The organism is Microbacterium istanbulense (assembly GCF_037204145.1).
GTDB classification, from domain to species: Bacteria; Actinomycetota; Actinomycetes; order Actinomycetales; family Microbacteriaceae; genus Microbacterium; species Microbacterium istanbulense.
In genome coordinates, this window is the sequence record NZ_JBBDGN010000002.1 from 44,745 (window position 1) to 69,333 (window position 24,589).

Annotated in this window: 27 protein-coding genes and 2 tRNA genes; 21 read left to right on the forward strand and 8 right to left on the reverse strand. The window is 67.4% G+C overall.

Annotation, left to right across the window (positions count from 1 at the left end):
• Window positions 1-9: 9 nt before the first annotated feature.
• On the forward strand, window positions 10-1,032 hold the full coding sequence (locus WDU93_RS03195; protein WP_337317376.1) for an SIR2 family protein: 1,023 nt from the start codon (window positions 10-12) through the stop codon (window positions 1,030-1,032).
• 127 nt (window positions 1,033-1,159) lie between these two features.
• On the opposite strand, the gene WDU93_RS03200 is transcribed toward WDU93_RS03195, so the two are convergent.
• Both WDU93_RS03200 and WDU93_RS03205 read right to left on the reverse strand, forming a co-directional pair.
• A complete protein-coding gene (locus tag WDU93_RS03200; protein WP_337317379.1) occupies window positions 1,160-2,047 on the reverse strand; it encodes a hypothetical protein in 888 nt (295 codons plus the stop codon).
• Between the two features lie 100 nt (window positions 2,048-2,147).
• Entirely contained in the window at window positions 2,148-2,576 is a 429-nt protein-coding gene (locus WDU93_RS03205) for a hypothetical protein (RefSeq protein WP_337317381.1), read from the reverse strand.
• A 266-nt stretch (window positions 2,577-2,842) separates the two neighbouring features.
• Here WDU93_RS03205 and WDU93_RS03210 point away from each other — a divergent pair, with 266 nt between their 5' ends.
• The 3 genes from WDU93_RS03210 to WDU93_RS03220 are packed head-to-tail and all read left to right on the forward strand — an operon-like array spanning window position 2,843 to window position 4,121.
• A complete protein-coding gene (locus tag WDU93_RS03210; protein ID WP_337317384.1) occupies window positions 2,843-3,112 on the forward strand; it encodes a hypothetical protein in 270 nt (89 codons plus the stop codon).
• Window positions 3,109-3,732: a hypothetical protein gene (locus tag WDU93_RS03215; RefSeq protein ID WP_337317387.1), complete on the forward strand. Its 624-nt coding sequence runs from the start codon at window positions 3,109-3,111 to the stop codon at window positions 3,730-3,732. The genes WDU93_RS03210 and WDU93_RS03215 overlap by 4 nt, the downstream gene beginning before the upstream one ends.
• Complete coding sequence (locus WDU93_RS03220; RefSeq protein ID WP_337317390.1) at window positions 3,729-4,121, forward strand: hypothetical protein; 393 nt, start codon at window positions 3,729-3,731, stop codon at window positions 4,119-4,121. The genes WDU93_RS03215 and WDU93_RS03220 overlap by 4 nt, the downstream gene beginning before the upstream one ends.
• 127 nt (window positions 4,122-4,248) lie before the next feature.
• Here WDU93_RS03220 and WDU93_RS03225 read toward each other — a convergent pair whose 3' ends face one another.
• Window positions 4,249-4,662: a hypothetical protein gene (locus WDU93_RS03225; protein ID WP_337317393.1), complete on the reverse strand. Its 414-nt coding sequence runs from the start codon at window positions 4,660-4,662 to the stop codon at window positions 4,249-4,251.
• Between the two features lie 212 nt (window positions 4,663-4,874).
• Between WDU93_RS03225 and WDU93_RS03230 the strand changes: the two genes are divergently transcribed.
• Window positions 4,875-5,366: a hypothetical protein gene (locus tag WDU93_RS03230; protein WP_337317396.1), complete on the forward strand. Its 492-nt coding sequence runs from the start codon at window positions 4,875-4,877 to the stop codon at window positions 5,364-5,366.
• A gap of 134 nt (window positions 5,367-5,500) precedes the next feature.
• Window positions 5,501-6,796 (forward strand): COG1361 family protein, encoded by a 1,296-nt coding sequence (locus WDU93_RS03235; RefSeq protein WP_337317399.1) that lies wholly within the window; start codon window positions 5,501-5,503, stop codon window positions 6,794-6,796.
• A gap of 12 nt (window positions 6,797-6,808) precedes the next feature.
• Here WDU93_RS03235 and WDU93_RS03240 read toward each other — a convergent pair whose 3' ends face one another.
• Together WDU93_RS03240 and WDU93_RS03245 are read right to left on the reverse strand one after the other, a co-directional pair.
• The gene (locus tag WDU93_RS03240) at window positions 6,809-7,591 is read right to left on the reverse strand and encodes a DUF2971 domain-containing protein (RefSeq protein WP_337317403.1); all 783 of its coding nucleotides are present in this window, start codon (window positions 7,589-7,591) and stop codon (window positions 6,809-6,811) included.
• Window positions 7,592-7,903: 312 nt separating this feature from the next.
• Complete coding sequence (locus tag WDU93_RS03245; RefSeq protein WP_337317406.1) at window positions 7,904-8,758, reverse strand: hypothetical protein; 855 nt, start codon at window positions 8,756-8,758, stop codon at window positions 7,904-7,906.
• Between the two features lie 67 nt (window positions 8,759-8,825).
• Between WDU93_RS03245 and WDU93_RS03250 the strand changes: the two genes are divergently transcribed.
• The 3 genes from WDU93_RS03250 (at window position 8,826) to WDU93_RS03260 (ending at window position 11,805) form a co-directional block, all read left to right on the forward strand.
• The gene (locus tag WDU93_RS03250) at window positions 8,826-9,251 is read left to right on the forward strand and encodes a hypothetical protein (protein ID WP_337317409.1); all 426 of its coding nucleotides are present in this window, start codon (window positions 8,826-8,828) and stop codon (window positions 9,249-9,251) included.
• A 542-nt stretch (window positions 9,252-9,793) separates the two neighbouring features.
• On the forward strand, window positions 9,794-11,194 hold the full coding sequence (locus tag WDU93_RS03255) for a choice-of-anchor K domain-containing protein (protein ID WP_337317412.1): 1,401 nt from the start codon (window positions 9,794-9,796) through the stop codon (window positions 11,192-11,194).
• A gap of 68 nt (window positions 11,195-11,262) precedes the next feature.
• A complete protein-coding gene (locus tag WDU93_RS03260) occupies window positions 11,263-11,805 on the forward strand; it encodes a DoxX family protein (protein ID WP_337317415.1) in 543 nt (180 codons plus the stop codon).
• A gap of 24 nt (window positions 11,806-11,829) precedes the next feature.
• Here the strand turns inward: WDU93_RS03260 and WDU93_RS03265 are convergent, their stop codons facing one another.
• Both WDU93_RS03265 and WDU93_RS03270 read right to left on the reverse strand, forming a co-directional pair.
• Entirely contained in the window at window positions 11,830-12,498 is a 669-nt protein-coding gene (locus tag WDU93_RS03265) for a response regulator transcription factor (protein WP_337317418.1), read from the reverse strand.
• Between the two features lie 28 nt (window positions 12,499-12,526).
• Window positions 12,527-13,693 (reverse strand): sensor histidine kinase, encoded by a 1,167-nt coding sequence (locus WDU93_RS03270; RefSeq protein ID WP_337317421.1) that lies wholly within the window; start codon window positions 13,691-13,693, stop codon window positions 12,527-12,529.
• Window positions 13,694-13,815: 122 nt separating this feature from the next.
• Here WDU93_RS03270 and WDU93_RS03275 point away from each other — a divergent pair, with 122 nt between their 5' ends.
• From WDU93_RS03275 to WDU93_RS03315, 9 genes are all read left to right on the forward strand, one after another.
• Complete coding sequence (locus tag WDU93_RS03275; protein ID WP_337317424.1) at window positions 13,816-14,595, forward strand: ABC transporter ATP-binding protein; 780 nt, start codon at window positions 13,816-13,818, stop codon at window positions 14,593-14,595.
• Entirely contained in the window at window positions 14,595-15,932 is a 1,338-nt protein-coding gene (locus WDU93_RS03280; RefSeq protein ID WP_337318081.1) for an FtsX-like permease family protein, read from the forward strand. The genes WDU93_RS03275 and WDU93_RS03280 overlap by 1 nt, the downstream gene beginning before the upstream one ends.
• A gap of 54 nt (window positions 15,933-15,986) precedes the next feature.
• Window positions 15,987-16,478 (forward strand): FBP domain-containing protein, encoded by a 492-nt coding sequence (locus tag WDU93_RS03285; RefSeq protein WP_337317427.1) that lies wholly within the window; start codon window positions 15,987-15,989, stop codon window positions 16,476-16,478.
• A 43-nt stretch (window positions 16,479-16,521) separates the two neighbouring features.
• The gene (locus WDU93_RS03290) at window positions 16,522-17,337 is read left to right on the forward strand and encodes an enoyl-CoA hydratase/isomerase family protein (protein ID WP_337317431.1); all 816 of its coding nucleotides are present in this window, start codon (window positions 16,522-16,524) and stop codon (window positions 17,335-17,337) included.
• 24 nt (window positions 17,338-17,361) lie between these two features.
• Window positions 17,362-18,414, forward strand: coding sequence for a hypothetical protein (locus tag WDU93_RS03295; RefSeq protein WP_337317433.1), 1,053 nt, complete (start codon window positions 17,362-17,364; stop codon window positions 18,412-18,414).
• Window positions 18,414-19,217 (forward strand): inositol monophosphatase family protein, encoded by an 804-nt coding sequence (locus tag WDU93_RS03300; RefSeq protein ID WP_337317435.1) that lies wholly within the window; start codon window positions 18,414-18,416, stop codon window positions 19,215-19,217. Before WDU93_RS03295 ends, WDU93_RS03300 begins: the two co-directional genes overlap by 1 nt.
• 123 nt (window positions 19,218-19,340) lie before the next feature.
• The gene (locus WDU93_RS03305) at window positions 19,341-20,654 is read left to right on the forward strand and encodes a M23 family metallopeptidase (protein WP_337317437.1); all 1,314 of its coding nucleotides are present in this window, start codon (window positions 19,341-19,343) and stop codon (window positions 20,652-20,654) included.
• Window positions 20,655-20,722: 68 nt separating this feature from the next.
• A tRNA-Thr gene (locus WDU93_RS03310) sits at window positions 20,723-20,794 on the forward strand.
• A gap of 32 nt (window positions 20,795-20,826) precedes the next feature.
• Window positions 20,827-20,900 (forward strand) — tRNA-Met (locus tag WDU93_RS03315).
• Between the two features lie 63 nt (window positions 20,901-20,963).
• Here the strand turns inward: WDU93_RS03315 and WDU93_RS03320 are convergent.
• A complete protein-coding gene (locus WDU93_RS03320; RefSeq protein ID WP_337317439.1) occupies window positions 20,964-21,509 on the reverse strand; it encodes a hypothetical protein in 546 nt (181 codons plus the stop codon).
• A gap of 110 nt (window positions 21,510-21,619) precedes the next feature.
• On the opposite strand from WDU93_RS03320, the gene truA reads away from it, so the two are divergent.
• Genes truA through WDU93_RS03335 form a run of 3 tightly spaced genes read left to right on the forward strand, consistent with a single transcriptional unit; the run spans window position 21,620 to window position 24,341 of the window.
• Complete coding sequence (truA, locus tag WDU93_RS03325; protein WP_337317440.1) at window positions 21,620-22,486, forward strand: tRNA pseudouridine(38-40) synthase TruA; 867 nt, start codon at window positions 21,620-21,622, stop codon at window positions 22,484-22,486.
• Window positions 22,487-22,495: 9 nt separating this feature from the next.
• A complete protein-coding gene (locus tag WDU93_RS03330; RefSeq protein ID WP_337317443.1) occupies window positions 22,496-23,164 on the forward strand; it encodes an endonuclease/exonuclease/phosphatase family protein in 669 nt (222 codons plus the stop codon).
• Between the two features lie 28 nt (window positions 23,165-23,192).
• Window positions 23,193-24,341, forward strand: coding sequence for a glycosyltransferase family 4 protein (locus WDU93_RS03335; protein ID WP_337317445.1), 1,149 nt, complete (start codon window positions 23,193-23,195; stop codon window positions 24,339-24,341).
• Window positions 24,342-24,589 lie beyond the last annotated feature (248 nt).

Below are 24,589 nucleotides of genomic sequence, written 5' to 3' on the forward strand. Positions count from 1 at the left end.
GAGTAGTGCGTGCACGAATGGGTCGCTGAGGCGTCCGGAAAGATCACGGTGCTCCTCGGCGCGGGTGCCTCTGTTCCGGCAGGTCTTCCGATGTCGAAGGATCTCACGAAGATCGTCTTCGACACGCTCGACGAGCGGTCGAGGGAACCTCGGACCTGGGAGTTCGTAAGAGCGCATGTGGACCAGGACGCCATTGACGTCGAACAGCTGTGGCGCTCTCTCGACGATCTGCGGCACGTGCTCGTCGAGCAGTCGACATGGGCAGGCCTCTTGAACGTACCGGACATCGTCACCGCGAAGTCCATCGAGACGGTCCAGTTCAACATCCTCGACGTCGCCGTCGCGTCTCTGCGCAACCACTCCGTCAACGCGCCGACGGCGTACCTCGACTCGCTGGTCCGCGCCGACATCGTCGGGATCGCGACATTGAACTTCGACACGCTCGTGGAGACTGCCGCCGAAGCCTGCGGCGCCCTCGTCGCGACGGGGGCAGACGACTGGGAAGGCGCGTTCAAGTGGCCGATCCCTCGCGACGCTACCCCATTGTTGAAGCTCCATGGATCGTTGGACTGGCACTCCGTGGTTCTAGGGGGCGGGCCGATCCCGCGTAGTGGACTCAAGACGATGTCGCGTGAGGCGGAGCTCCGTTTCAACGGGAGCGGGATCTTCTCCGACCTGCGCTTCGGCCTGGAGAACAAGCTCACCCAGGATGGGACGATGCCCGCACTGCTCAGCGCGTTCTCCGAGCTCCTCGAAGACAGCGCTCTTGTAGTGACCGTCGGCTACGGGTTCCGAGACGTCCATGTCGATGTCGCGCTGGACCGATGGGCGGCGAACGACGGCTCCCGCCGGCTCTTGGTTGTCGATCCGACCCGAAACCCCCGCGACCTCGAAGCCCTCGAGAAGTCCGGCAGCGAGTGGTTCGGGCACACTGTCGCGGGGCTGCGGCACGACACGATACCCGGTCGTGAAGAACGTGTCCGCATTATCGAGGAGTCGGCGGCGACGGCATTCGGCAGCCTTTTCGATTGAATCGGCCGCTGGCCATCAATCCGCCAGTGGCCGGCGTACCGGGGCTTCGGTTCCGGATCGCTCGCGGTATTGCGCGCGTTGAGCTCCCGGTTTCACCGACCGTCACAGGATGAGCGGCCTCCCATTGTCAGATCTGGAAGAGCTCCTTACCGCTGAGTTCGTTGATGGCGGCATGGATGCACTCGTCGAACGTTCGTGCAGCCTTGGCGAAGATGTCTAAGCCTGCCTCGGCGATCTTCAACGTCGTCTCGATGTCGGGCGCCACATTGGAGGGTCCCACGCCGACGCTGATGGAGCGTGAGGTGGCGGAGATTGTTACGGAGGACGCTTTCGGAGTTCCGCCGTCGACCGTCTGCGGCCGCCATCGGTGAAAGCCCACGTTCCGCAGATCGAGTAGGTCATCCCACCGCTTGTCACCGAAGAGCGAAGACAGCGCCCTTGCTGCGACGACCACCGCCGGCGACGGGGACGCCGCTGCCGCTCTTCTGGCCACCTTCATGATGGTGGGCTCGAACGAGACCCACGCCGCCTGGTCTTCGCTGAACGGTGGGAACCCTTTCGCGTTCGGACGTGCGTCGGTGAGGACTTTCGCCGCATCAGCGTCCAGCAACAATAGGCGCACGAGCGCGTTCGCCAGACCATGAGCGGCGCTGAGCGTCCACATAGCCGTCATCTCTGCCTGCGCCCGCACCGCCATCGTCGCGAACTGCACATCCATCCCGGACGCGTCAGGGGCGGTCCACCGGCGCGCGTCCCTGTTCGTGGCGAGGGCTATCGCGAGTTGCTCACCTGCGGAACCGACGCGTCCCATGATCTCCGTGATGCGATCCACCCACTCGGGCCCAAGGTGAAAGAAGACGAACGCCCCGGTGGAATCGGGCCTGCCGCCCGTCTTCTGCAGCTCCATCGCCGTGTCGGAGATGTACGTCTCCCGGTCCGTCGGAGGCAACGGGGCAAGGGGGACGAGGGACGGTGGGACGAGAGCGATTGTGGTGGACGGCGACTCTTCTGTCATGGCTCAGACGATAACCGTGCGAGGGATGGCTCCGGGATTCGGTGCGCGTTCACTGGCCGGCGGGTTCACAGACCCGCCGCCGCAGTGCCGTCTCGGAGGATCAATCGAAGTCAGGGTCTCGCGGACCTTCAACGACGAGCACGCTGACAGCGGCGTACGGGTCTGTGTCGGCTCCTCGTTGCCGAGAGGTAGAACCGTCCACTTCGAAGCGAACAGTCCAGTCGCCGGGCAGGGCTCCGAGGCCCCTGACCTGTCGAACTATCTCTTGCTTCAATACGGGGAACGCCTTGGCTGCGAACTGGTGTTCGGCTGCTTCATCCGCAAAGCCTTCTTGGATCGTGTAGTTCCCTCGCTCGAACATCACGTTGGCGACTTGAACCTGCCCCGGGAATGCTCCGTCGAGAAGGGAGAAGATCTGACGACCAAGCCCATCGACGTACTCGTCGTTGGCCATCTTCGGTGCGAACATCAGGGCTTCGTCTCGGGTCCAGTCATCTGAGTCAAGCTCTTCGTCGTACTCGTCATACATGCTTCTATCTTCCAGCGTTCGAGCAGCGCCGAGAGACCAGCCAGTAGCTGCATTGTTGCCGCGGCGCGAAGTACGGCGGTCTACGGGCTCTTCTCGCTGGTGACCTCGGCGACCCACACGCGACACGTCAGCGGCCCGTGGAGGCCTCGTGTGCGCCGCGCTGGAAGCGATGGGCGACCCCATCTAACCGGGACTCTCTCGGTTTCCGGCGGAAGGGCGATGTCCGACGTTGCTCCTACACTCGCAACCACCGACGGGAGCATCACATGAGCAGTTTCGAGTTCGATGACCAGGCCTTCAAGCGCATCGCGCAGGAGGCATTGGAGAAGGTAGCCGCCGAGCAGACAGCAGAGCTCGAACAGCTGCGCCAGCAGTACACGGGCGCGCCGCTCGACGCGATCCGCCCAGCACTCCAACAGCTGTTCGCGCGCTACGACGGGAAGATCACGGAATCGGACCTCAGCGAATGGGCGCAGCGCATCCAGGACGGAACCCGGATACAGCTGACAGCCGACGATATCGACTGGAACGCGTGATGGTTGACCTGCGCGATTATCAGTTCTTCTACTTACCGTCGTCTCTGGAGCGAGACACGTTCACCCTGGGTGAGCAGCTCGCCGAAGGCTTCGCCCGGCACCTCGCACGGCGTGTGACAGTGCTCGCCGCGACACAAGCGAACGTCAGCTCGCGTCGGTACCTCTCGAAGCAGCACATCGTCACGGAGAGGTCCGGTCATATCCCGGACAACACGGTCGTCGTCGCGTGGTGCCCGACACGCAAGCTCCTGCAGAGGCTGTCCAGGACGAAGAACGTCGTGCTGCTCGTCGAGCCGACTTCGATGAGCTTCGACGCCTGGGCCAAGCTCACGGGAGCGTACAACGTGGCCACCGGAGAGGTGATGGCAACGGGCCATGACGAGGCGGCGACGAAGGCGCTCGAGGGCATCGTGCGAGAGGGGTACAACGGCTGGCATGATGAGCTCGCCGACCAGCTGACCATGAAGTACCTCAGCGACCTGGCGCAGACCGGGTACTACGACCGAGCTGTGGTCATCCAGCACGCGGAGATGAACGGAGGCTTCCACAGCATCGGCAGGCTCGAGAAGATCCTGGACCGGTTCGAGCGGACCTCGGTCCTCGATACGGTGGATCGGTGATCCCTTTCGATTTCTCCCGCACCGTGTACACGGAGCATGCACCCGACGGCTCCATCCCCACGATGGTCGACATGCCCATGACGCAGCCGTTCGGAGATCATCGCATCCGTTTCGAGGCCTGGAAGGCCGGCGGACTCATCTTCGTCATCGTTCACGGGGTCGACGATGTTCATGGGCTGGTGGAGTGCGCTGAACAGATCGACGCGTGGGTGCGAAAGATCTGGGGCGCACACGCGCACGTCATCGAGGACTGGGCCGGTGAGAGCCCTCGCTACCGTGTGCAGGGCGACGACGGCGAACGCGTCGCCGCCGATGTCGATGATCTCGAGGAGTTCGGACTCATGCTGACACGCGACCCCTCCGGCGACCTCATCACGAGTCACGCATGATGGCTCCTGAAGGCAGCGAACAGGCGCTGTCCCAGGCCTAGAGGCAAACTCGGACACTCCGGTGCACGCCGAGGACACGCACCCGTGTTCGTGACGTGCGATGCGGATTCTGGTCGCCATGACCCCGTTATGCGCGCGGGAACACTTCGATGTAGGCATCGAACCGGAAGCCGAGCTCGACGAACTGGCAGTCTCCGAACAGCCCGTGGCCGTCCCAGGTGTACGCGAAGTCCCAGCAGTCCGATGCTTCGGTGACGCCGGCGTCGTCGAGCTGCCGTCGCAGATCACGGATCACGATGGGCAGGATCCTCGCGGCTGCTTCGGTGGTCGTCGAGGACTCCGGCGTCGAGTGCAGTGACTCGGCGGACGGCACGAAGATCGTGTGGCCGGGGACGGTCGTCAGTGGGCTGTCGCGCAGGCGCTGGCGGATCTTTCCCGCGTATCGGTCTTCGAGCATCTCTCGGAGGGCGAGTCCGATCTCGACGGCGATGTCGCTGACGTAGTCGTCAGGGTGGACGGGTTGGATCGCGGTCGTGGTCATGGTCATGTGCTTTCTGTGAAGGAGGGGCACCCGGTTTCCGGGTGCCCCTCCTTAATGCGCGGCCTACGGTGCGACGTGGTCACGCCGGCACGAGGCCGAACCGTGCGCGGCGTCCGGCCGGCATGCCGCGCCCTTCTTCGTGGACTTCGTGCGTCGCGGGGCGCTGACGTGCCGGTTGGTGCGCTTCTCGCCCGGAACAAGGAGCCACCTGGGTGACCGAGCAGGAGACGGTTATGCACCGTGAGGCCTGGGTCGCTTTCGAGAGCGGGCAGTTCCAGTCATGGCACGCGCTGCCTCTTGATGGTCGACACGCATTCGATGGAGGTGCCGACGCGAAACCCGGTCACGGGTACTTCCCGCTCTGGAAGCCGATTACAGAGTTCACCGAAGTTCTTATATTCGCGCAGCGACTGCAAGCTGCTGTGGCGTCGACGGAGCCCTACCAGGTCACGATGGAGCTTCTCGGCGCGAAAGGGTGGGAACTGGTCCCGGGGGACCGTCGTTGGCGACCCTTCTACGAAGAGCACCGACTGCAGACAGCGGCGTGGGAACGCACGGTCCTGCTTCCCGCGGGTGGCGTCCAGGACTCGGGTCGTGAACTTGTCGTTGCTCCTAGTCTTCACCTACTCCGACGGTTCGGATGGGCGGGGGCCAGCGAGCAGGTGGTGAGGTCCATCCAGGACGAGGCTTTCGGGCCGGTCTGACGTGGGTGAGATTCTCAGTGTGCATAGGTGCGCGTACTGGGTGGGTGTGAACCTTCGACGGCCTACAAGCCGAGGCTGACACGCTCCACGTCACGGCCGGGGACGCACGATTCGGCCGCTGCTATGCTCCGGCCATGGGGTGGCTGCAGCAGGTCAACGGGTGGACCGTGAACATCGTTCTCGCGGCGCTGTGGGGCGGGCTGGCGTTCCTGATCTTGCGTGTTTGGATGAAGGGTCCGCAGGACGAAAACCCCTTGCGGCGGCTTTGGGGAGGCGCACGACAGCATCGAGTAGCAGCGGGGACGGCTGGGGGCGTGCTCGCGCTATGCCTCGTCGTCAGCGTCGTAACCTCGGTGGCCTTGGCGGGCGGCGACGTGACCGCGGAACCGGCGCCGACCTCCGCTCCGAGCGTGCCGGTGTCACCCACGCCGACGCCGTCGGAAGGCACACAGGTCGCCTCCGCAGGGTGGGGACCTGCACGTGACGTTGCCACCGACTCCAAGCGACCGGTCGCGGCCATGCTGAACTCTGTCGTCGACGACCCTGACTTCGGCGACGAACGACGATTCATGGTGGTGAGGCTCGCGGGCGACCCGGACGCGGACTGGCGGAACTCGGTTGTCGCTGTGCCTGGGAAGGACTACGAGGTCGCGGTCATCGTGAACAACGACGCCGCGGAGGGCGGCGACACGGCTAGCGATGTCCGGCTTCGCGTGCAGATGCCTGGTGTGGCGAAAGGAAGCGCGCCGTCGCACGCTTTCGTCACATCCAACGTCGCACCCAACGAGATCTGGGACGGTGTCAACTACGTCGGGGAAGATCCCGAACTAGAGTTCGCTCTTCGCTACGTCGCGAGCTCCGCGGTCTTGCACTCAGAAGGAGGAGCAAACGGCACAGTCCTCTCCGACGACATCTTCACCACAGGAGTAGAGCTCGGATGCGACCAGCTCGACGGCACGCTCCCTGCTGGTGAACGCTGCCGATCCTGGGTGACCTTTGAGATCCGTATCGACCAGCCGAACTTTGAAGTGGGCGCCTTCGCTCAGCAGGATGGAGCGGATGCTTGGTCGGAAACGCTCGTCGCGACTCCCGGGCAACGCGTGACCTTGATGGGCACCTACCAGAACACGGGGACGACACAGCAGAATGACGTCGTGTTCGAGGTGGAGCTGCCAGCGAACATGCACTTGGTGAAGGGGACAACGTTCTGGTCGAACGCGCGGACGAAGGACGTCGCCGCGATGACCGACAGCATCGTCGGGGAACGGATCAACGTCGGGTCCTACGCGCCGAACGCGAACGTGTGGGTCACGTTCGACGTAGTCATTGACGGCCCTCTCGCCGACGCGAACCTCCAAGAGATCGACATCGTGGCCGTTCATACGAACAACGGAACGAAGTGCGCCCAGCTCACCTTGGTCTGGCTGTGAGAAGCGCGGTCTCTAATAGTCCATGATCTCGTCGGGCGGTGGCTGGTAGAGGCGCGAGTGGGTGACGTCCCACGTCCCGCCGTATTTGTGGGACACGTCTCTCACGGTTTCCCATACCCACTCGCCGAGTCGTGGGCTGACCACCACTTCCTCGATGAGGGTGTTCAGATCGCAAGGCAGAGTAGCCAGGCGGGGGAGCCCCTCGAGAGAAGGCTCGTTGAACTTGTGCTCGCGGGATTCGTCATGCGCGACGAGGCGGAACTCGTTCTCGTGGGAAAACTCTCTCCGCTTGATGAAGTACTGGTCGGTGTAGGTCTGCGGAATCCTGTCGTCTTCCTGGGCCGAGCGGTATTCGACCTTGCCGTGGAAGACGTCACGAACGCAGTCGGCGGTGCCCGCGAGGGAGCGGCGGAGCGACCCCCACGTTGTCCGAATCGCTACGCCCTTCTCATCACCGTAGAGTCGCCAGAGGCCAGCGTTCTCGGACGGGAAGGCGTTCCAGCAGGATATGTAGGTCCGATGTGTCAGAAAAAGTGATCTCTTGTGGACCTGATTGATCCGAGCGTGCCGGACATAACCCGGTGCGCCGTCCGCGAGATCCCTCGCAATCGTCGCAGCGATAGCGCCGGGCGCCATGAGCCCCTCGTAGACGTCTTCCATGCTCGACGCGCGTGGCATCTTCAGCGATTGGGTGGTCAGCAGGTCGAGATACTTCGGGAGATCGAGGTAACGCCACAACGGCACGTCGTCGTCGATCTGGACTGAAGGGTCCGCCAGCTTGAGGTCAAGGTCCACCGTTGGAGCTTATTGCGCGGGCCAGTCGGCGACGCCGAAAGAGCGAGCGAACTGGAACGTGGGCTTCATCGAGACACTCGATGAGCGCCTTGAACACGTCGTTTGCGGTGACTTCGCCGGCCTCCATCTCCATGCGGTGTGCACAGTTCGGGTCGCACAGAAGAACTGGCGGCTGGGTCACGCGTCGAAGACGTGAACGACGTCTCGGGCCGATGAGGCGCGTGAGCGGGCGAGGCTGAGCCGCGAGTCCTCACCGGACCCCAACGTCCAGGTCACCTGACGAGACGAAGGATCGTGGCCGTCGACGCGGTATCAGCGAGGCGGAGGTGCGGCAGGGTCGAACGACTCTGGCTCGATCCACGCCTCCTGGAGTTCGCCTCCGGCTGAGACCTCACTCAGCAGACGATGGAGGCGAGGAAGCATTTCCCCTTGCAGCGCGCCGACGGGGATGACCTGGTCGAAGACGGTCACAGCTGGAGCGAGAGTGATGGTGGCAGTGCCGGCCACCGGCCCGTCTCCATTGATGCGAGCACCGAAGCCGAATCGCGCGAACGGCGTTCCAGCAACCTCCAACCCGGAAAGGCCCGATTCCCAGATATGGAAGAACCCGCCCTCCGGGAGACGATCTCCTAGCGTCAGGCCGTCGAAGTGCAACTCAACGCTCTCCTCCAGCGGGACTGCGACCACGCGACCGCGATGCTTGTCGTCGTTGTCCAACCTGCTCAAGATGTTGAGCCAGTCGCCGTGAATGTTGTCGGAGGAAGCCACCCAAGGCTGCGCGAGCCTTATCCGCTCGAGCGGGCCTTCCGGAACAGTCTCGAGCGACTTCACGTTGTTCTTCCACTCGCGCGCGGTCGTGGTGATAGGGAACGCCACCCTGGTCGGGTTCGCCGGCGTGGCGCCGTCCGAATGCGCGAGATCCCAGACGAGCGCATCCAGAGCTGACCGCGCATTGTGTACCGCGTCACCTACGAGCAGCGCCCACTCAGCCACTGGAGGCCGGAAGCCAGCTGGGGTCAAGAACTCGAGCGCCGTCCGGTCATCAAGCACGCGGACGTCCGCGGCGAACTCCCCGGATGCGTTCCACGTCTCAACGCGCCCGAGCAGCTCACTGAACAGCCACCAGCTTCGGGTGAGCTTCAGGCGTGACCACTGGTTCACAGACAAGGGGCATCCTTTCGACCGCATGCGGTTGACGCGTCCATCCAACCGCACTCACCACTACGTTGATCTCATGGTCGACATCATCACCACCCTTACCTTCGAGCTGAAGCACATGGTCGCGACCAAAGAGACTCGCGTTGTTGTGGAGCTTCCGGAGGGCGCGGACGCGCTCCGAGACCTCTTCACTCGAGAACTCAGTGCGCGGTGGCCCGAGGACGACCGGCACTTCGAGATCGACCTTCAGTACGCCCGCACGGCGGCGAATCGTCTTCGGGGGCTTGGCTTCACCGAAGTCGAGGTTCGCCCATCAGACCCGCGGTTACCTCTCGCCGAGATCGTGGACAAGGCGAGCGCACTCGCGACCGAACGAGTGCCCTGGACGGTGAGCGCCGTGGAGATCCTCGAGGAGAGGACCACGCACATCATGGACAGCGAGCTCGAGCGTATGGAGCTCCGCGGGACCTTCGTCGCGCGGGTGACGCAAGTACGACTCTGACGCCCCGAGAACCGACGAGCAGCCGACGCTCGCAGACCCCGATTTCAGAAGGCAGATTCTCAAGCGGGAGTAGGGCTGTCGAGGGTGCCCATGGGAATAGCGAAAGGATCGCGTGGGAAACGCGTAGGAATAGCGTTTCACCCGACCCGTAGAGAGTAGAGCGAAAAGAGATACGGGATTGCCCCACGTTGTAGAAAGAGCCCCTGACCAGGTATTCAGATGCTGAGGTCCAGGGCTTTTTCGCGTCCGTGGGGCGAAATATGCTCCTGGTTGGATCTCCCGCGCGTGGTTCAGTTCCGAAATGGTCAGGGTCCGAGCCTGGCATCTACGCGGGTGGACAGGAAAGAGACGCACGGACGAACCGCCCAGGATCGTCGCTAACGCAGGAGAATCTCAGGGAATGTGCCCCGAATCGCGTAATATTTCGGTTGACTTTGCATCTTGAACAGTGGGTCGGCTGCTCTGATTGCCTGGCCGACCGCCACTGTTCGCCGCTCACCATCCACCGTTCACCCGCCGGTGGTCTTCTCAGGAGAAATTCCTTGTCTTCTCGTTCTCTGTCGCGCCTGGTCACCGGCGCCACCGTCGCGCTGTTGGCCCCCGTGCTCTCGTTCGTCGTTGCCGCTCCGGCATCGGCCGCTGAACTGACGGGCTCCATCGTCGTATCCGTCGAGGTCGAGGGCCGCACCGCGCCGCTCGACGGCTGGCAGCTGACGCTGAGCAGTGCGAACTGCGCCGTGCCGACGGCGGCCACCGCCACGACCGACTCGACGGGCGCGGCGACGTTCGACGATCTGACGATGTTCGCCGATGAGTCGAGTACGACCCCGTGCCTCTACGACGTCGAGCAGGAAAGGCGCGACGGCTTCGAGCAGGACACCGATGACGCCGAACTGACGGGGCTCACCGCCGGCACGCTCGTGCCGGCGACCACGAGCGGGATCGCCGTCGCCTCGGCCTCGGGCGTGTTCGTCAACCCGACGCGAAACCCCGAGCCGAAGGGCAACGTCCTCGACTACAAGTGCCTGACCGGCAACGGCACCTCTGAGGTGCGCTCGGGCTGGCATCCGTTCTGGCGTGACTGCTCCCTCGCCCCCCAGAACCAGACGGGCCTCGGCTTCACCGCGAGCCCGACCCCGGAGGGTGAGGAGCTTCCCCTCGGCGAGAGCACGGTGGCCACACTCACCCACTTCAACCAGACGATCCTGCGCGGAGTCCACAACTACGACCTGGTGACCTCCTTTACGTTTGCCGACCGCGCGACAGGTCAGACGCAGACGGTCGACCGGACGTACACGGTGCGTATCGACGAGACCAGCGACAGCGGATCCGCGGCGGACTGCAAGTACCAGGGCGCGGACGTGCCGAACGCGAGTTACGCCTGCGCAGACCGGCTCATTCTCGAGCAGCCCGAGGACTCGGTGATCGACCTCGGATCGGCCCTCGTCGACCTGCATCTGTCGTTCGGTCGGATGCTGCCCGACGGTACCTGCGGCGCGACCGGCGACGCCGCCTACACGGCGGAGCGCGCGAACACCGAGTTCTGCCTGATCGCGGTGACCGAGGGCGTCTCCTCCGTGGCGCCGACTGCGGTGACGATCCTGAACGTGGCCGACGCCACGACGCCGGGTAACTCCGGCCTCGTCTCCCCGGGCAAGCCCGTGGCGCCCACCGAGCCCGCAGGGACGACCGGGCCCACCGGAACGACGAAGCCGACGGAGATCACCGAGCAGACTGCCACGCCCCGGCCCACCGAGACGACGGCACCCACGACTCAGGGCGGTGCGACGGCCGCGCCCGCAGCGCCAGAACGGACGACCAGCGCGCTCCTCGCCACCGGCGGCGTACTCCAGCCCTGGCTCCTCGCAGGCGGGCTGACCCTGGCGGTCGGCGGTGTGCTGCTGCTCGCCCTCCGCGCACGCCGCACCTCGACCACCGACTGATCTTCACGCCCGTGCACGCAACCGCGACAGCGGTAGGGTGACCACACGGTTCCGATAGGAGTGCAGACATGATCGCTGGAGGCGTCGAACTCGACATCGCCGTGCTACTGATGCGGCTGCTGCTGGGGCTCACGATGGCCGCCCACGGCTGGAACAAGTTCTTCGGCAAGGGCGGCATCCAGGCTCGCGCGGCGTGGTTCGAGAGCATCGGCATGAAGCCGGGACTGTTCAACGCCCGCGCTGCGGCATCCGTCGAACTCGCCGCCGGGCTCGCGCTCGCGCTGGGCGCGTTCACGCCGCTCGCCGCGGCCGGGTTCGTGGCGGTCATGCTCGTCGCCATCCGCACGGTGAGCGGCCGCAACGGCTTCTTCATCACCGCCAACGGCTACGAATACAACCTCGTGCTCGCCGCCACCCCAGTGCTGCTCGCGATGATCGGGGCGGGCCGCTTCAGCGTCGACCACCTGCTCTTTGCAGGCACGCCGATCGCCGGCCTCTTCAGCGGCTGGTGGGCCTTCGCGATCGGCGCGGGCCTTGGCATCCTTGGGGCGCTCGGCCAGTTGGCGCTGTTCTATCGACCCACGCCGCCGAAGAAGCCGATCGCCGTCTGAACGCCCGCGGCGGCGCCAACGACGTCAGCGGTGCTCGAACCAGGTGAGGATGGCTTTCACCCGCCGGTTGCCCTCATCCGGCGGCATCCCCAACTTCACGAACACGTTCGCAACGTGCTTGCTGATCGCCGCACCCGACAGGAACAGCTCGGCCGCGATCTCGCCGTTTGAACGTCCCTCGGCCATCAGCGCGAGCACCTCACGCTCGCGGGGCGTCAGCCGCGCCAACGGTCCCTGCTCTGCGGTATCTGCCGCGGTGATGTGACGCACGACCTCGGGGTCGATCACGACACCACCGCCGGCCACGGTCTCGAGCACCCGCACGAAGTCGGCCACACGCCCCACCTTCTCCTTCAGCAGGTAACCGACGGCGCCGTCGGCCCCCGCACCGCTGAGCAGCTCGCGCACGTAGGGGCCGGTCACGTATGCCGAGAGCACGAGCACCGGCAGCTCCCGATGACGAGAACGCAGGTCGATGGCCGCGCGTAGGCCGTCGTCGGTGTTCCCCGGCGGCATCCGCACGTCGGTGATGACCAGATCGGGCGCGACACCGTCTCGAACGAGCGCATCGACGGATGCCACCAGTTGCGTCGCGTCCTCGCCTTCGGCGACCACCTCGTGCCCACTGGTGGTGAGGATCTCCCGGATGCCGGCGCGCATCAGCACACTGTCGTCAGCGAGGACGATTCTCATGGTGTGCTCCTCACGGACGGCCGTCGTGTCACCATGGTGGCTGAGAAGGGGCCGTGGCCACCACCTCGGTGCCTCCGCCCGCCGCGTCGTGCACGTCGAGATCGCCGCCGACGCTGCGCATCCGCTCGCGCAGCCCCGCGAGCCCAGAACCGGTGTCGATGCGCGCCCCGCCCTCGCCGTCGTCCTGCACCGTCAGCCGCACCTGCGACGTGCTGCAGAGCAGGGAGATCCGCGCCCGGGTGGCGCCTGCGTGCTTGACGATGTTCGTCAGCGCCTCAGACACTGTGAAGTACATCGCCGCTGCCGTGGGAGAGGAGAGCGGGGCGTCGTCGCCCTCGGCGACAAGATCCACCGGCAGCGGTGAGCGCGCCACGAGCTCTCGGACGGCGGCGATCAGCCCGAGATCGCTGAGCTCGCGAGGATGGATGCCACGCACCGTCTCCCGCAGCCGCTGCAAAGCCCGCTCGGCATGCTCCCGCGCCTCACGCGCCTGAGCCTCGAGGCGCTCGTCGCCGCGCGCCGCGGCGGATGCCTCCACCAGCCCGACGCGCATCACCACGGCCACCAGATCTTGCTGTGCACCGTCGTGCAGATCGCGCTCGATCCGCTGCCGCTCGCCCTCAAAGGCCGCGGTCAGCGACGCCCGACTCGTGCGCAACTCGTCGATCTTCGCCAGCAGATCGGGGTCACGGCGTGCCGAGAACCCGCGCAGCACGGCATCCCGTAGCAGCGAGCCGCCGACCAACAGTGCGACCGTCAGCGCGCCAAGCACGACACCGGCGGGCACCGCCCACCACGACTCGGCCAGCGACGTCGGCGTGAACGCCCCCACCTGGGCGGCGATCCCGAACATCCAGAACAGGGGCGAGAACAGCAGCACCACAGCGCCGATGATCCCGAAGAACGACAGCAGCAGCACCAGCGCACCCAGCACGATCCCCGCGAGATAAACCGGCACGTCTGTGCGCCAGACGGCGGCGGTGCGCGCACGCACCAGCATCCACCGTCCCCACGGCAACGCCGCAGGCCTCAGCGGGGTGACCTCCGCCCCACACAGGCGCGCGCGCCAGCGGTCGAGCTCGGCGATGACGGCGGCCGAGAGCGGCAGCGCGACGACAGCCAGCAGCGCGAACGGCGCCGCCGCCGCCGCGAGCAGCTCAGTTCCTGCGCGCCGGGCCGGATGGATGTGCGCCATGGCTCCATCCTGGCGCGGACGACGTGGTTCGTCGCGCCGTGCGGCCGATAGTAGAGCCAGGTCTACCCCACAGGGGCGCCCGCACCCATGCCCGCAGCATCCGTCCCGGCTGGGATGGAACCATGCGAAACGACACACCCCACACCCCCGCCGCCATCCGGCTGCGCGGCGTCGCCATGGACTTCCCCGTGCCCGGCCAGCGGGGCACGACACGGCGCGTTCTCGACGGCATCGATCTCGACATCCCCGAGGGCCGGTTGACCGCGATCGTCGGGCCCTCGGGCTCAGGCAAGTCCACGCTGCTGCTGTGTGCGGCAGGGCTCGAGCAGGCAACAGCAGGCGAGATCGAGGTGCTCGGCGCCGACATCCTCTCCCTGGGCGGACGGCGACGCGCCGCGTTCCGCACCGACAACGTCGGGTTCGTCTTTCAGGAGTACAACCTCGTGAGCTCCCTGACAGTCGAAGAGAACATCGCCCTCCCCGCGCGTCTCGCTGGTCGCCGGGTGGCCAGACGTGACGTCGCCGACGCCATGTCGCGTCTCGGTATCGGCGCTCTCGCGCGCCGCCGCCCCGACCGCCTCTCAGGTGGCGAACGTCAGCGCGTGGCGATCGCCCGTGTGGTCGCCAATCGCTCTCGCGTGATCTTCGCCGATGAGCCCACCGGTGCCCTCGATCTGAAGTCGGGTCACGTGGTCCTCGACTGGCTGCAGGCTCTGCCCGCGCAAGGCAGCACCGTGCTCATGGTCACCCACGACCCGCACGCCGCGGCCCGCGCCGACCGGGTGGTGGTGATGGCCGGAGGGCGCGTGCATCGCACCCTCGCCGGCGGCGACCCGCACGAGATCGCCGAGGCCGTGCTGACCGCGCAGGATGCCGGCGCAGAACTCGAGGTTCCCGCGTGATGCGCCTGGTGCTGTCCGACGTGCGGATGCGAGCCGCCATGTGGCTGTGGACCCTCGGCTGCGCCAGTGTCGGTGCTGCCTGCGCAGCGGGCACCATCATCGCGATGGTCACGGCCGTCGACGCCGCGCAACGCGCCGTTGACGAAGACATGGTCTCGGCGTACATCAGCCTGGGCGGCAACATCGCCTTCTTCACCGCGCTCGCCGCGGCGGGCGTCGTCTCCTCGACGGTCGGGCTCACCCTCACCACCCAGCGTCACGAGCACGCGCTCTGGGTGATCCTTGGCATCCCCCGTCGCCGCGTCGTGAGAGTGTTGCGGGTCGAACTGCTCGTTCTGGGTGCTGTGGCAGGGCTCGTCGCGGTGCCACTCGCGCCGGTCGTGGCCACCCTCACGCTCGGACAGTGGGCGGGCATCGGCCTCTTGCCTCAGCAGCCACCGGTGAGCGTGCAGGGCTGGCACATCGCGGCCGCGCTGTGCGCCGGCGCCGCCCCCTGCCTGGTCGGCGGATGGGGCGCGACACGCCGCGCTGCTCGCACCCCCGAGATGCAGGCGTTCCGTGACGCGGCAGAGACGACAACCCGCCCCGGCATCACCCGGATGCTCTTCGCTCTGAGCCTGCTCGCCGGAGTCGTCGGCACGTGGATCCCCGGAATGGCGCTGGAAATCGAGGGCGGCACCGAGCAGCGTGCGGTCTTCGCGTTCGCCGGCAGCCTCTTTCTCATCTGTCTGCTTCTCATGCTGGGCCCGTGGGTCTTCACCCCGCTGCTGCGTACGTGGACCGTGCTCGTGCCGGCGAAGGATGTCGCATGGCACCTGGCCGCGAAGGCTTGCCGGGCCCGCGCGGCGCGCAGCGTGACGACCATCCTTCCTTTCGCGCTGTCGCTCTCGCTCGTCGGCCTGTTCATGGTGATGGGTGCCGTCATGCCCGGCGCCACCGTCGCCCTCGCCGACGTGCTGGTCGTTCTGGGCTGGGTGTTCGTGGTGTCGTGGACCGGCGGACTCGCCGTGATCGCGCTCGTCGGGGCAGATCGACGCCGCGACGCCGCGATCGTCGAGCTCGCCGGGGCCCGGCCCGGCGTGATCGCCCGCTCGACCGTTTACGAAGGGCTGATCTACGCCGGTACGGCTCTGGTCTTCGGCGCCCTCACGCTCGTGCTGTCGGTCGTGTCCATCTCGGCGGGCGCTCGCGTCTCGGCTGTCGAGGTGTTCGCGCGCCTGCCCTGGGACATCCTCGGCTGGCTTGCGGCGCTGACGGTGGCCTTGCCGTGTCTGGCGCTGATCGTCCAGGCAGCGCTCGCCGCCCACGTCGTCCCGGCCCGGGTGCTGCGTGGCTGACCCTGACCCGATGACGTCGGGGCCGCACCTGCGCGGCGTTCTTAGACTGGGACGATGCGACCACTGACTGAAGCGCAGGTGCGCGCCGCGATCGTCAATGCGGATGCTGAAGAGATCGCCGAGATCGGGATGCCGCTCGACGTCATGCTCGTCGACTGGGACTACCTCGACTTCTTCGCCTTCCGCGACACCGTCTCCAGCAAGCGCGGAGTGGTGATCGTCGAGCATGACGGCCGCCCGCAGGGCATCGTGCTGCGCTCCACCGATCCGAGTCGCTCCCGCTCGGGCATGTGCAACATCTGCCACACCCTGCAGCCGGGCAACCAGGTCGCGCTGTTCACCGCCCGACGCGGCGGTGAGAAGGGGCGGCGCGGCGACAGCGCGGGCACCTACATCTGCGTCGACCTCTCGTGCCACGAGAATGTGCGGCTCGCGCACCCGCTCGCCCCCAACGAGGTGCGGGTGCCTGGTCAGGTCGACATGCGGCTGGACGGCACACGTCGACGCATGGAGTCGTTCGTCACGCGGGTGCTCGCCGAGGACTGACATACGCTGGGACGGTACCGTCCAGCGCATCGAGGGAGACGCCATGAGCGACGCCATCCTGTTCACCATCGACGAGGGCATGGCGCGGCTGACGCTCAACCGTCCCGCTCGCCTGAACGCCTTCAACGCCGAGCTCGCCTACGCATGGCGCGAGGCCACCGCTGAGGCCGTGGCGCGCGACGACGTCCGCGCGATCCTCCTCGACGCGGCAGGCCCCGCCTTCTGCGCGGGCGGCGACGTCATCGACATGGCATCCACGATGGGCTCCGGTGACGACATCACCGCCCTCGCGCGGGTCATCAACGAGGGCATCACCTCGCTCACCACCTCGGCCGTGCCCGTGGTCGCCGCCGCACATGGCACGACTGCGGGTGGCGGGCTCGGCATCCTGCTGTGCAGCGACTACGCCGTCGTCGGCACCCACTCCAAGCTCGGCAGCCTCTACGCGAACATCGGGCTTACCCCCGACCTATCCGTCTCGGCCCAGCTCGCGCGTGCCGTGGGGGAGCGGCGGGCATTGCAACTCGTGCTGCAGGACCGGTTGCTGGCCGCGGGCGAGGCACAGGACTGGGGTCTCATCGCCGAGGTCGTCGGTGCCGCCGAGGGCGGGGCGCAGGATGCTGCCGCCGAGGCCGACGCGGTGCGCGCCAGGGCCGAACAGATCGCGCGCTTCTGGCTCGCCGGGGCCGCCGGTGCCTACGGCCAGGCGAAGCGCCTCGTGCGCACGCAGCCATCGCGCACCTTCGCCGAACAACTCGAAGCCGAGGCCCTCTCGATCGGCGCAGCATTCGACACCGAGGACGCGAAGGCACTTGTCCACAGGTTCGCCGCGGCCTCCGCCGCCCGCGTGGCAGGATGAGAGCACGCTGACGAGGGGAACACCATGACGGACGTATCGACGAGCAGGCCGAACACCTCACTGCTGATCAGAGGAGCGATCTGGATCGCCATCGGCGCCCTCATCGCCGCCGCTCTGGTGTGTGTGGTCTGGGTGCTCATCGGCGACCAGGACGGGCTGATCGGCCGTGCCTTCCTCACGATCCTGCTCCTCGCAGGTTTCGCGGGCATCGCGATCGCCGAGTCGAGTCTGGCGCCGAACCGTCCCGACTGGCTGGCGCTGGCGAGCATGGTCAGCTGGATCATCGTGCTGTTGGTCGGCGCGGTCAAGATCTGGCTCCCCGAAGACGCCTACTTCGGCTCCGGGGCCGAGCGGTTCTTCCAACTGCTGCTCGTGGTCGGCATCCTGCAGCTGGCTCTGCTGCACGCGCGTCTCTTCCTCAAGGCGTCGCAGCGGCACGTGACGACCTTCACCCGCATCATCACCTACTCGACCTTCATCCTCATGGCCGGCCTCGTCGCCATGCTGGTCTTCTACCTGGCCTTCCCCGACCTCTTCTCGTACGGCGAGCTCTACTGGCGCATCGTGGTCGCACTGACGATCCTCGTCGCCGTCGGCACCACCCTCATCCCGCTGCTGAACGCCCTGTTCGCACCGCGTCGGCCGACGAGCACCGCGACCGCTCCCGCCTATGCGCCGGCCTATGCACCGGCGCAGCCGGTCGCGGCCTGGCCCACCTACGCCGACGGGCGCACGCCGCTTCCGGTGCTGCCCGACGGCTCACCCGACGTGAACGCGTACTACACCGGATACCCCACCTACCCCGCACAGCAGGGGCAGCAGGGATCGGCCCAGGCGTTCCCCGCGCTCGAGACGCCGGTCGCGCCGGCACCGCCGACGGCCGTTGAATCGCGGACGCCGCAGGCGCCGCAGACGCCGCAGGCGCCGGCCGCCCCGACCACCGAGCAGGTGGCGGCCCCGGCGGTGGCCGCGCCCGCGCCCTCATCGCCTCCGCCTCCCCCCGCGCCGTCGGCGACCCCGGCGCCACCCGCGCCCCCCGCTCCGCCGGCGCCGCCTGTCCCGCCGCAGGCGGGCTGATGGTCGCCGATACCGATCTCGGCGCGCTCGCGGCCGACCTCGCCCGTGAAGCGGGTGTGCTCGCCCTGCGTCGTCGCGCCGAGGGCGTCTCGCTGGCCGCGACGAAGTCGACAGTCGCCGACATCGTCACCGAGGCCGACCGCGAGGTCGAGTCGCTCATCCGCGAACGGCTCCGGCGCGAGCGCCCCGAAGACGGGTTCCTCGGGGAGGAGTTGGATGCCGCGGCCGGCACGAGCGGCCTCACGTGGGTGGTCGACCCGATCGACGGGACGGTCAACTACGCTTCCGGCATCCCGACCTACTCGGTCAGCGTCGCCATCGTCGAAGGCGAGCCGTCGCCCGAGGCGTGGCGCGGCGTCGCCGGCGCCGTCTACGCGCCCGTGCTGGACGAGCTCTTCACCGCCGTGCGCGGCGAAGGCGCCTGGCTCGGCGCGGAACGTCTGGCCGTCACCGAAGAGACGCCGGCCGGCGCGCTGCTGGGCACCGGGTTCGGCTACGACCCGTCGACGCACGACGGTGACCTCGCCACCGTGCGTCGTGTGATGACCATCGCGCGCGACCTGCGGCGCATGGGATCGGCCGCGATCGACCTCTCCTATGTGGCGGCGGGCCGGCTCGACGGCTTCTTCGAGCGCGGACTGAACGCCTGGGACTTCGCGGCCGGTGCGCTGCTCGTCGAAGAGGCCGGCGGCGTCGTGAGCCGGCTCGACACCGCCGCCCCCCGCCCGATGCTGATCGCCGGTGGGCCACGGGTGCACGAACGCCTGCGGGCGCTCATCGCCGACACCACCGAGCGAACCTGATCCATTCATGGCATTCCCAGCCGGAACCCGGTAGGGTTTACCCGATCGTTACTTTCGTGACCCGAACGCGAGAGTTATCCATTGCCTCCCCCGGCGTGACTTCGACCCGAGAGAATCACCGAATTGCCCCCTGAACTACCCACGGCTGCGCCCGCGCTCACGCGACGGTCCAACCGTCTTCGCACCGTGTCTGCGGGCGAGGCGGCGACGGCAACCCAGGAGGCGACCCTTCCGGTCGAGACCGTCACCGCCGAGGCGGTGCAGGAGGCAGCGTCCTCACGTCGTGCCCGCCGCGAAGCGGCCGCCGTCGCCGCAGCGGTCGTCGCGACCGCGGCCGCCGTCGCGGAAGCGCCCGCGGCCGCAACAGAACTCGACGTCATCGCCCCGGTAGAGCCCGAGCTCACCGTCCAGCCGTTGGCAGCGCCGGCTGCGCTCACGGCCCCCGAGGTCGTCACCCCCGAGGTCTCCGAGACTCCCGTCTCCGAGGCCTCCTCTTCTGCCCGCATCCCGTCTGTGCCGACGCCCGCTCCGGGTGAGTCGGCAGCCGACGCGTTCGCCGCCGCAGCCTCCGCTTTCGGGATCGCGGCCGAGGCGCCGTCGCGCAGCACACGTCGCAGCCGTTCGGAGTCCGTGCCCACCGCCGATGACGCCGCGTCTGAGGCATCCGCGCCCGCGCACCAGGTGCGTCGACGCTTCGGCGTCCCGCGCAAGGTGCTCGCCGGGTCGGCGACGGTCGGCATCATGGGCATCGCCGGCATGATCGCCGTGTCGATGACTCTGCCGAGCACAGCCATCGCTGCCGCCCAGGTGGACGGCACGCAGGCTGCGACCTCACTGGTCTCCGCCGAAGCCGGAACCGACGCCGCCGTCACCGAAGAGGAGATCCAGGCATACGTCGCCTCCTCCGACGTGAAGGGCGAGCAGGTCGTGCGCGCCGACGACTTCTCCACGATCTCACTGAGCGACCTGGCTGCCGAAGAGGGCATCGCCTACTCGAGCAGCCTGTACACGAACAACCCCGACGCGGCCATCCAGTGGCCCTTCGTCGTGGGTGTCGCCATGAGCTCGACCTACGGCATGCGCAACGGCCGGATGCACGAGGGCATCGACCTCGTGCCCGGTGCCGGCGCGCCGATCCAGTCGATCGCCGACGGCACCGTGCGTCTCGCCACCGAGGCCGGCGGCAACTACGGCGTCACCGTTTACATCGATCACGAGATCGACGGGCAGATCATCACGAGCCACTACTCGCACATGCAGTACGGCTCGCTGCGCGTGCAGACCGGCGACAAGGTCAAGGTCGGCGACATCGTCGGAACGGTGGGCAACACGGGCCGTTCCTACGGCGCACATCTGCACTTCGAACTCATCCTGAACGGCGCCAAGATCGACCCGCTGCCGTGGCTGCAGCAGAACACGGGACGCATGTCGTACTGACCGGCTCGATTTCGCGAGCCTGAGGTCGGGATGCTATTCTCGACTGGTTGCCCTGAAACGGGTAGCGCGCCCCGATAGCTCAGTGGCAGAGCACTTCCATGGTAAGGAAGGGGTCGTCAGTTCAATCCTGACTCGGGGCTCACAGCATCCACTTTTCGAAGCCGGATGCCGCGGCGGAGTAGCTCAGATGGTGAGAGCGCACGACTCATAATCGTGAGGTCGCGGGTTCGAGTCCCGCCTCCGCTACCGAACAAAAGCCCTCGGCGAGAGCCGGGGGTTTCGTCGTCTCCGGGATGCTCGACGCGACGGTCAGGCGACCGGCGAAAGTCCGACGAACTTCATCCGGTCCTCGCCGTAGAAGCAGGTCTGCAGCGCGAGATCTCCGCCGAGGCCGACCAGGTCGTCGGTGCTCGACCAGGTCTTCGAGGTGGTGCGCACGTCGACGACCTCGTACACGGTCTCATCGCCCTCGAGCTTCACCTGATCGCCCAGCTGCCAGGCGAGGATCGTGTCGCCCCCGCAGTTGTTGTGTGCGGCCCACACCGGCGGCACGCCGTCGCGCTGATACGAGACGACCTCGGTGAACGTTCCGTCGCACCGGTCGAGCTCCGCGCGGCCTCCGGTGGCGCCGAGCGTGACCGTCGGGTACTCCTTGAGCACCTCGGCGCGGACGTCGTCGACGACGGTCACCGCCTGGGTGCGGATCTCTCCGTACAGGCGCTCCGCCGTCTGCGGTGCGAGCATCGACAGCCCGGCGATGCCGATGCCGGCGGCGATGAGCACGAACGCCAGGATGCCGCCGACGACCCGCCAGGCGCTGCGGCGCCGATGAGGCCGGGTGGCGGTGGCGTGCACGGGTGCTCTCCTGCGGTCGACGGGTGGGTCAGGAGATGCTACCAATCGGGGCTCGGAGTCGCGTGTGAGTGCCTACCGCCGACCGTCTGTGCGGTGGCTAGGCTGGACCCGTGCGTATTCGCCTCGACATCGCCTACGACGGCACGCATTTCCGCGGCTGGGCCAAGCAGCCCGATCATCGCACCGTGCAGGGCGTGCTCGAGGCGGCGCTGGCGCGCATCGTCGGGTCTGACGTGTCGTTCGTCGTCGCAGGGCGGACGGATGCCGGCGTGCACGCCTCCGGTCAGGTCGCGCACGTCGACCTCGACGAGGCGCAATGGGCGCGAGTGACCTCGCGTCACGGGCGAGCCGCACGCGATCCGGCCGGATCGGTCGCGGGCCGGATGCGTGGGGTACTCGGCGCCTACTCCGACGCGACGGTCACGGCATCCGCTCTGGCGCCGGACGGCTTCGATGCCCGGTTCTCGGCGATCTGGCGCCGGTACCGGTACCGGATCGCCGACCTCGCCAGCGGCTATGACCCGCTCCGCCGTAACGACACGACGGTGGTGCGCGCGACCCTGGACGAGCAGGCGATGGATGCCGCGGCCCGCACCCTGATCGGCCTCCACGACTTCGCCGCGTACTGCAAGCCGCGTGAGGAGGCGACCACGATCCGCACCCTGCTCGACTTCGGCTGGGAGCGCGACGCGGATGGTGTGCTCGTCGCCGAGGTGAAGGCCGATGCCTTCTGCCACTCGATGGTGCGTGCACTCGTCGGCGCCTGCGTCGCGGTCGGAGAGGGTCGGCTCGACGTCGGTGACGTCGTGGTGCTGCGCGACGCCCTTGTGCGCACCAGCGAGTTCAAGGTGTTGGCGGCCCGCGGATTGACCCTCACCGAGGTCGGCTACCCGGCCGACGACCTGCTCGCCGCGCGCGCCACTCAGACCCGTGCCCGGCGTGACCTCGACGGCTCTCTGGCAGGTGCAGGCGAGTAGCGTGACCGTATGAGAGTCATCTCGTACAACCTGCGCAAGCATCGCGCGGCGACCGAGCTCGCCGAGCTGGTCACCGCGCACGATCCCGACATCCTGTGCCTGCAGGAGGTCGACACCACCGACTTGCCCGAGACGCTCGCCGGGCTCAGCCTCATCGAGTCGACGAAGGGCAACCGGCTCGGGCTGGCACTGTTCGCGCGCACCAACATGTTCCGCGTCGATGACATCCGCACCTTCGAGCTGAAGAAGTCCCTGCACGACCGGGTACTCAAGCCCGCGCACGAGCGCGTGCTGGGAGTGCGGATGCATGAGATCGACTCAGGGCGCGCCCTGATCGTGGCATCCTTCCACGCGGCCCCGCTGACCGCGCTGAACTCACTGCGACGCAACCAGATCCGCGCCGCCCTCGACGAGCTCGAAGCCATGGGCCCCGGCCTGCCCGTGCTCATGGTCGGCGACTACAACTACCCGGTGTTCAAAGAGAACCTCGGCGCGACGGTCCGCGACCACGGGTACGCACTCACCCTCAGCGACGACCACACCTACACGCGCTATCGCGTCTTCCGCGGCCACTACGACTTCGCCACATCGGTGGGCTTCCACGTCGACGGCATCCGCACCCTCCCGCAGGGCGAGAGCGACCACCGGCCGATCCTGGTGACTGCCGACGTGGGGTGATCGCGCCGTGCGCCCGTAGTCTGATCGCATGCCAGGGCGCAGCGTTATCCACACGATCACTCCAGGGGATCACTTCTCGCCGCGCACCGGGTCGGCATTGCCCACGGTGGTGCATCTGCTGGCGGATGCCGCCGTCGCCGCCGGCGACGAGCAGCACGCAGTCGTGCTCGATCGCACTACCTACGTGCCGCGGTACCCCGGCGTGCGGCTGATCGAGTACGACCGCGGGCCGGGGGTCACCCGAACCGGCCGTTACCTCGATGCCGCAGCCGGTCGTGTCGGGCTCACGCGTCGACACCAATCGGCCTGGTTCGCACCGTTGGCCGACGCGGTGCGCGGCGAACCGGCGTCGCATGTGCTCGCGCACAATGCGCCGCTCATGCCGTGGCTGCTGCGCGGTACCGATCATCGTGTCTCGATATACGCGCACAACCAGCTGTTCCGCACCTTCAGCAGGGGTGAGGCGGATCGGATCGTCGGCGAGGCCGCCGCGGTCATCTGCGTCAGCGATGCGCTCGCGGATGACACGCGCCGCCTGCTCCCGCGCGCACTGGCCTCGCGCGTCGTCGTAGTCGAGAATCCGGTCGACACGATCCGCTTCATGCCCGCGAAACCGCGGCGGGAAGGGCCAGTGCGCGTGCTCTTCGTCGGTCGAATGATCCCAGAGAAGGGAGCGGACGTCCTGGCTCGCGCTGCGGCCGACTTCTCCGCCGAGCGTGTGGAGTTCACGTTCATCGGCAGCCAGGGGTTCAATCCGGCAGCGCCCCTGAGCGCCTATGAGGAGTCGCTGAGGGGCATCGCGCGCGCCCACCCGTCCGCGGCGATGACATTCCTGCCCTTCCTCGATCGCGACGAATTGCCCGATCGGTATGCCGACGCCGACATCCTCGTTGTGCCCTCCCGCTGGGCCGAACCCAGCGGTCTCACGATCGCCGAGGGAATGGCGAGCGGTCTCGCCGTCGTCGCCGCAGACGTGGGAGGGATACCGAGCGTGATCGGTGACGCCGGAGTGCTCGTCCCACCCGACGACCCCGCAGCGCTCGCCGTGGCCCTCACCCACCTGATCGAGGACGCCGAGACCAGGGCGGCGCTGGCGAAGGCGGCACGTCTGCGGGCGGAGACGCGCGATGCTGCCTGGGCGTGGCGGAGCCTGAAGGGCACGCTCCACGCACTGTGACCGAAGGGGAGTAATCGCCGAGCCCCCGCGACTCGTATCCTGGAGGTTCCAGACCATGTTCGAAGGAGCGCGCCATCAGCACGCCGCCGCCGTCACGCAGAAGCCGCCGGGAGCAGCAATACTCATCCTCTCTCGGTGAGCTCGACGCCGCGCTGATCGCAGACGACACCGACGACCTCGATGACGAGGATCAGCAACGGCGTCGCAAGCGTCGACGCCGCCGCTGGATCTGGCTGTCGGTCGTACTT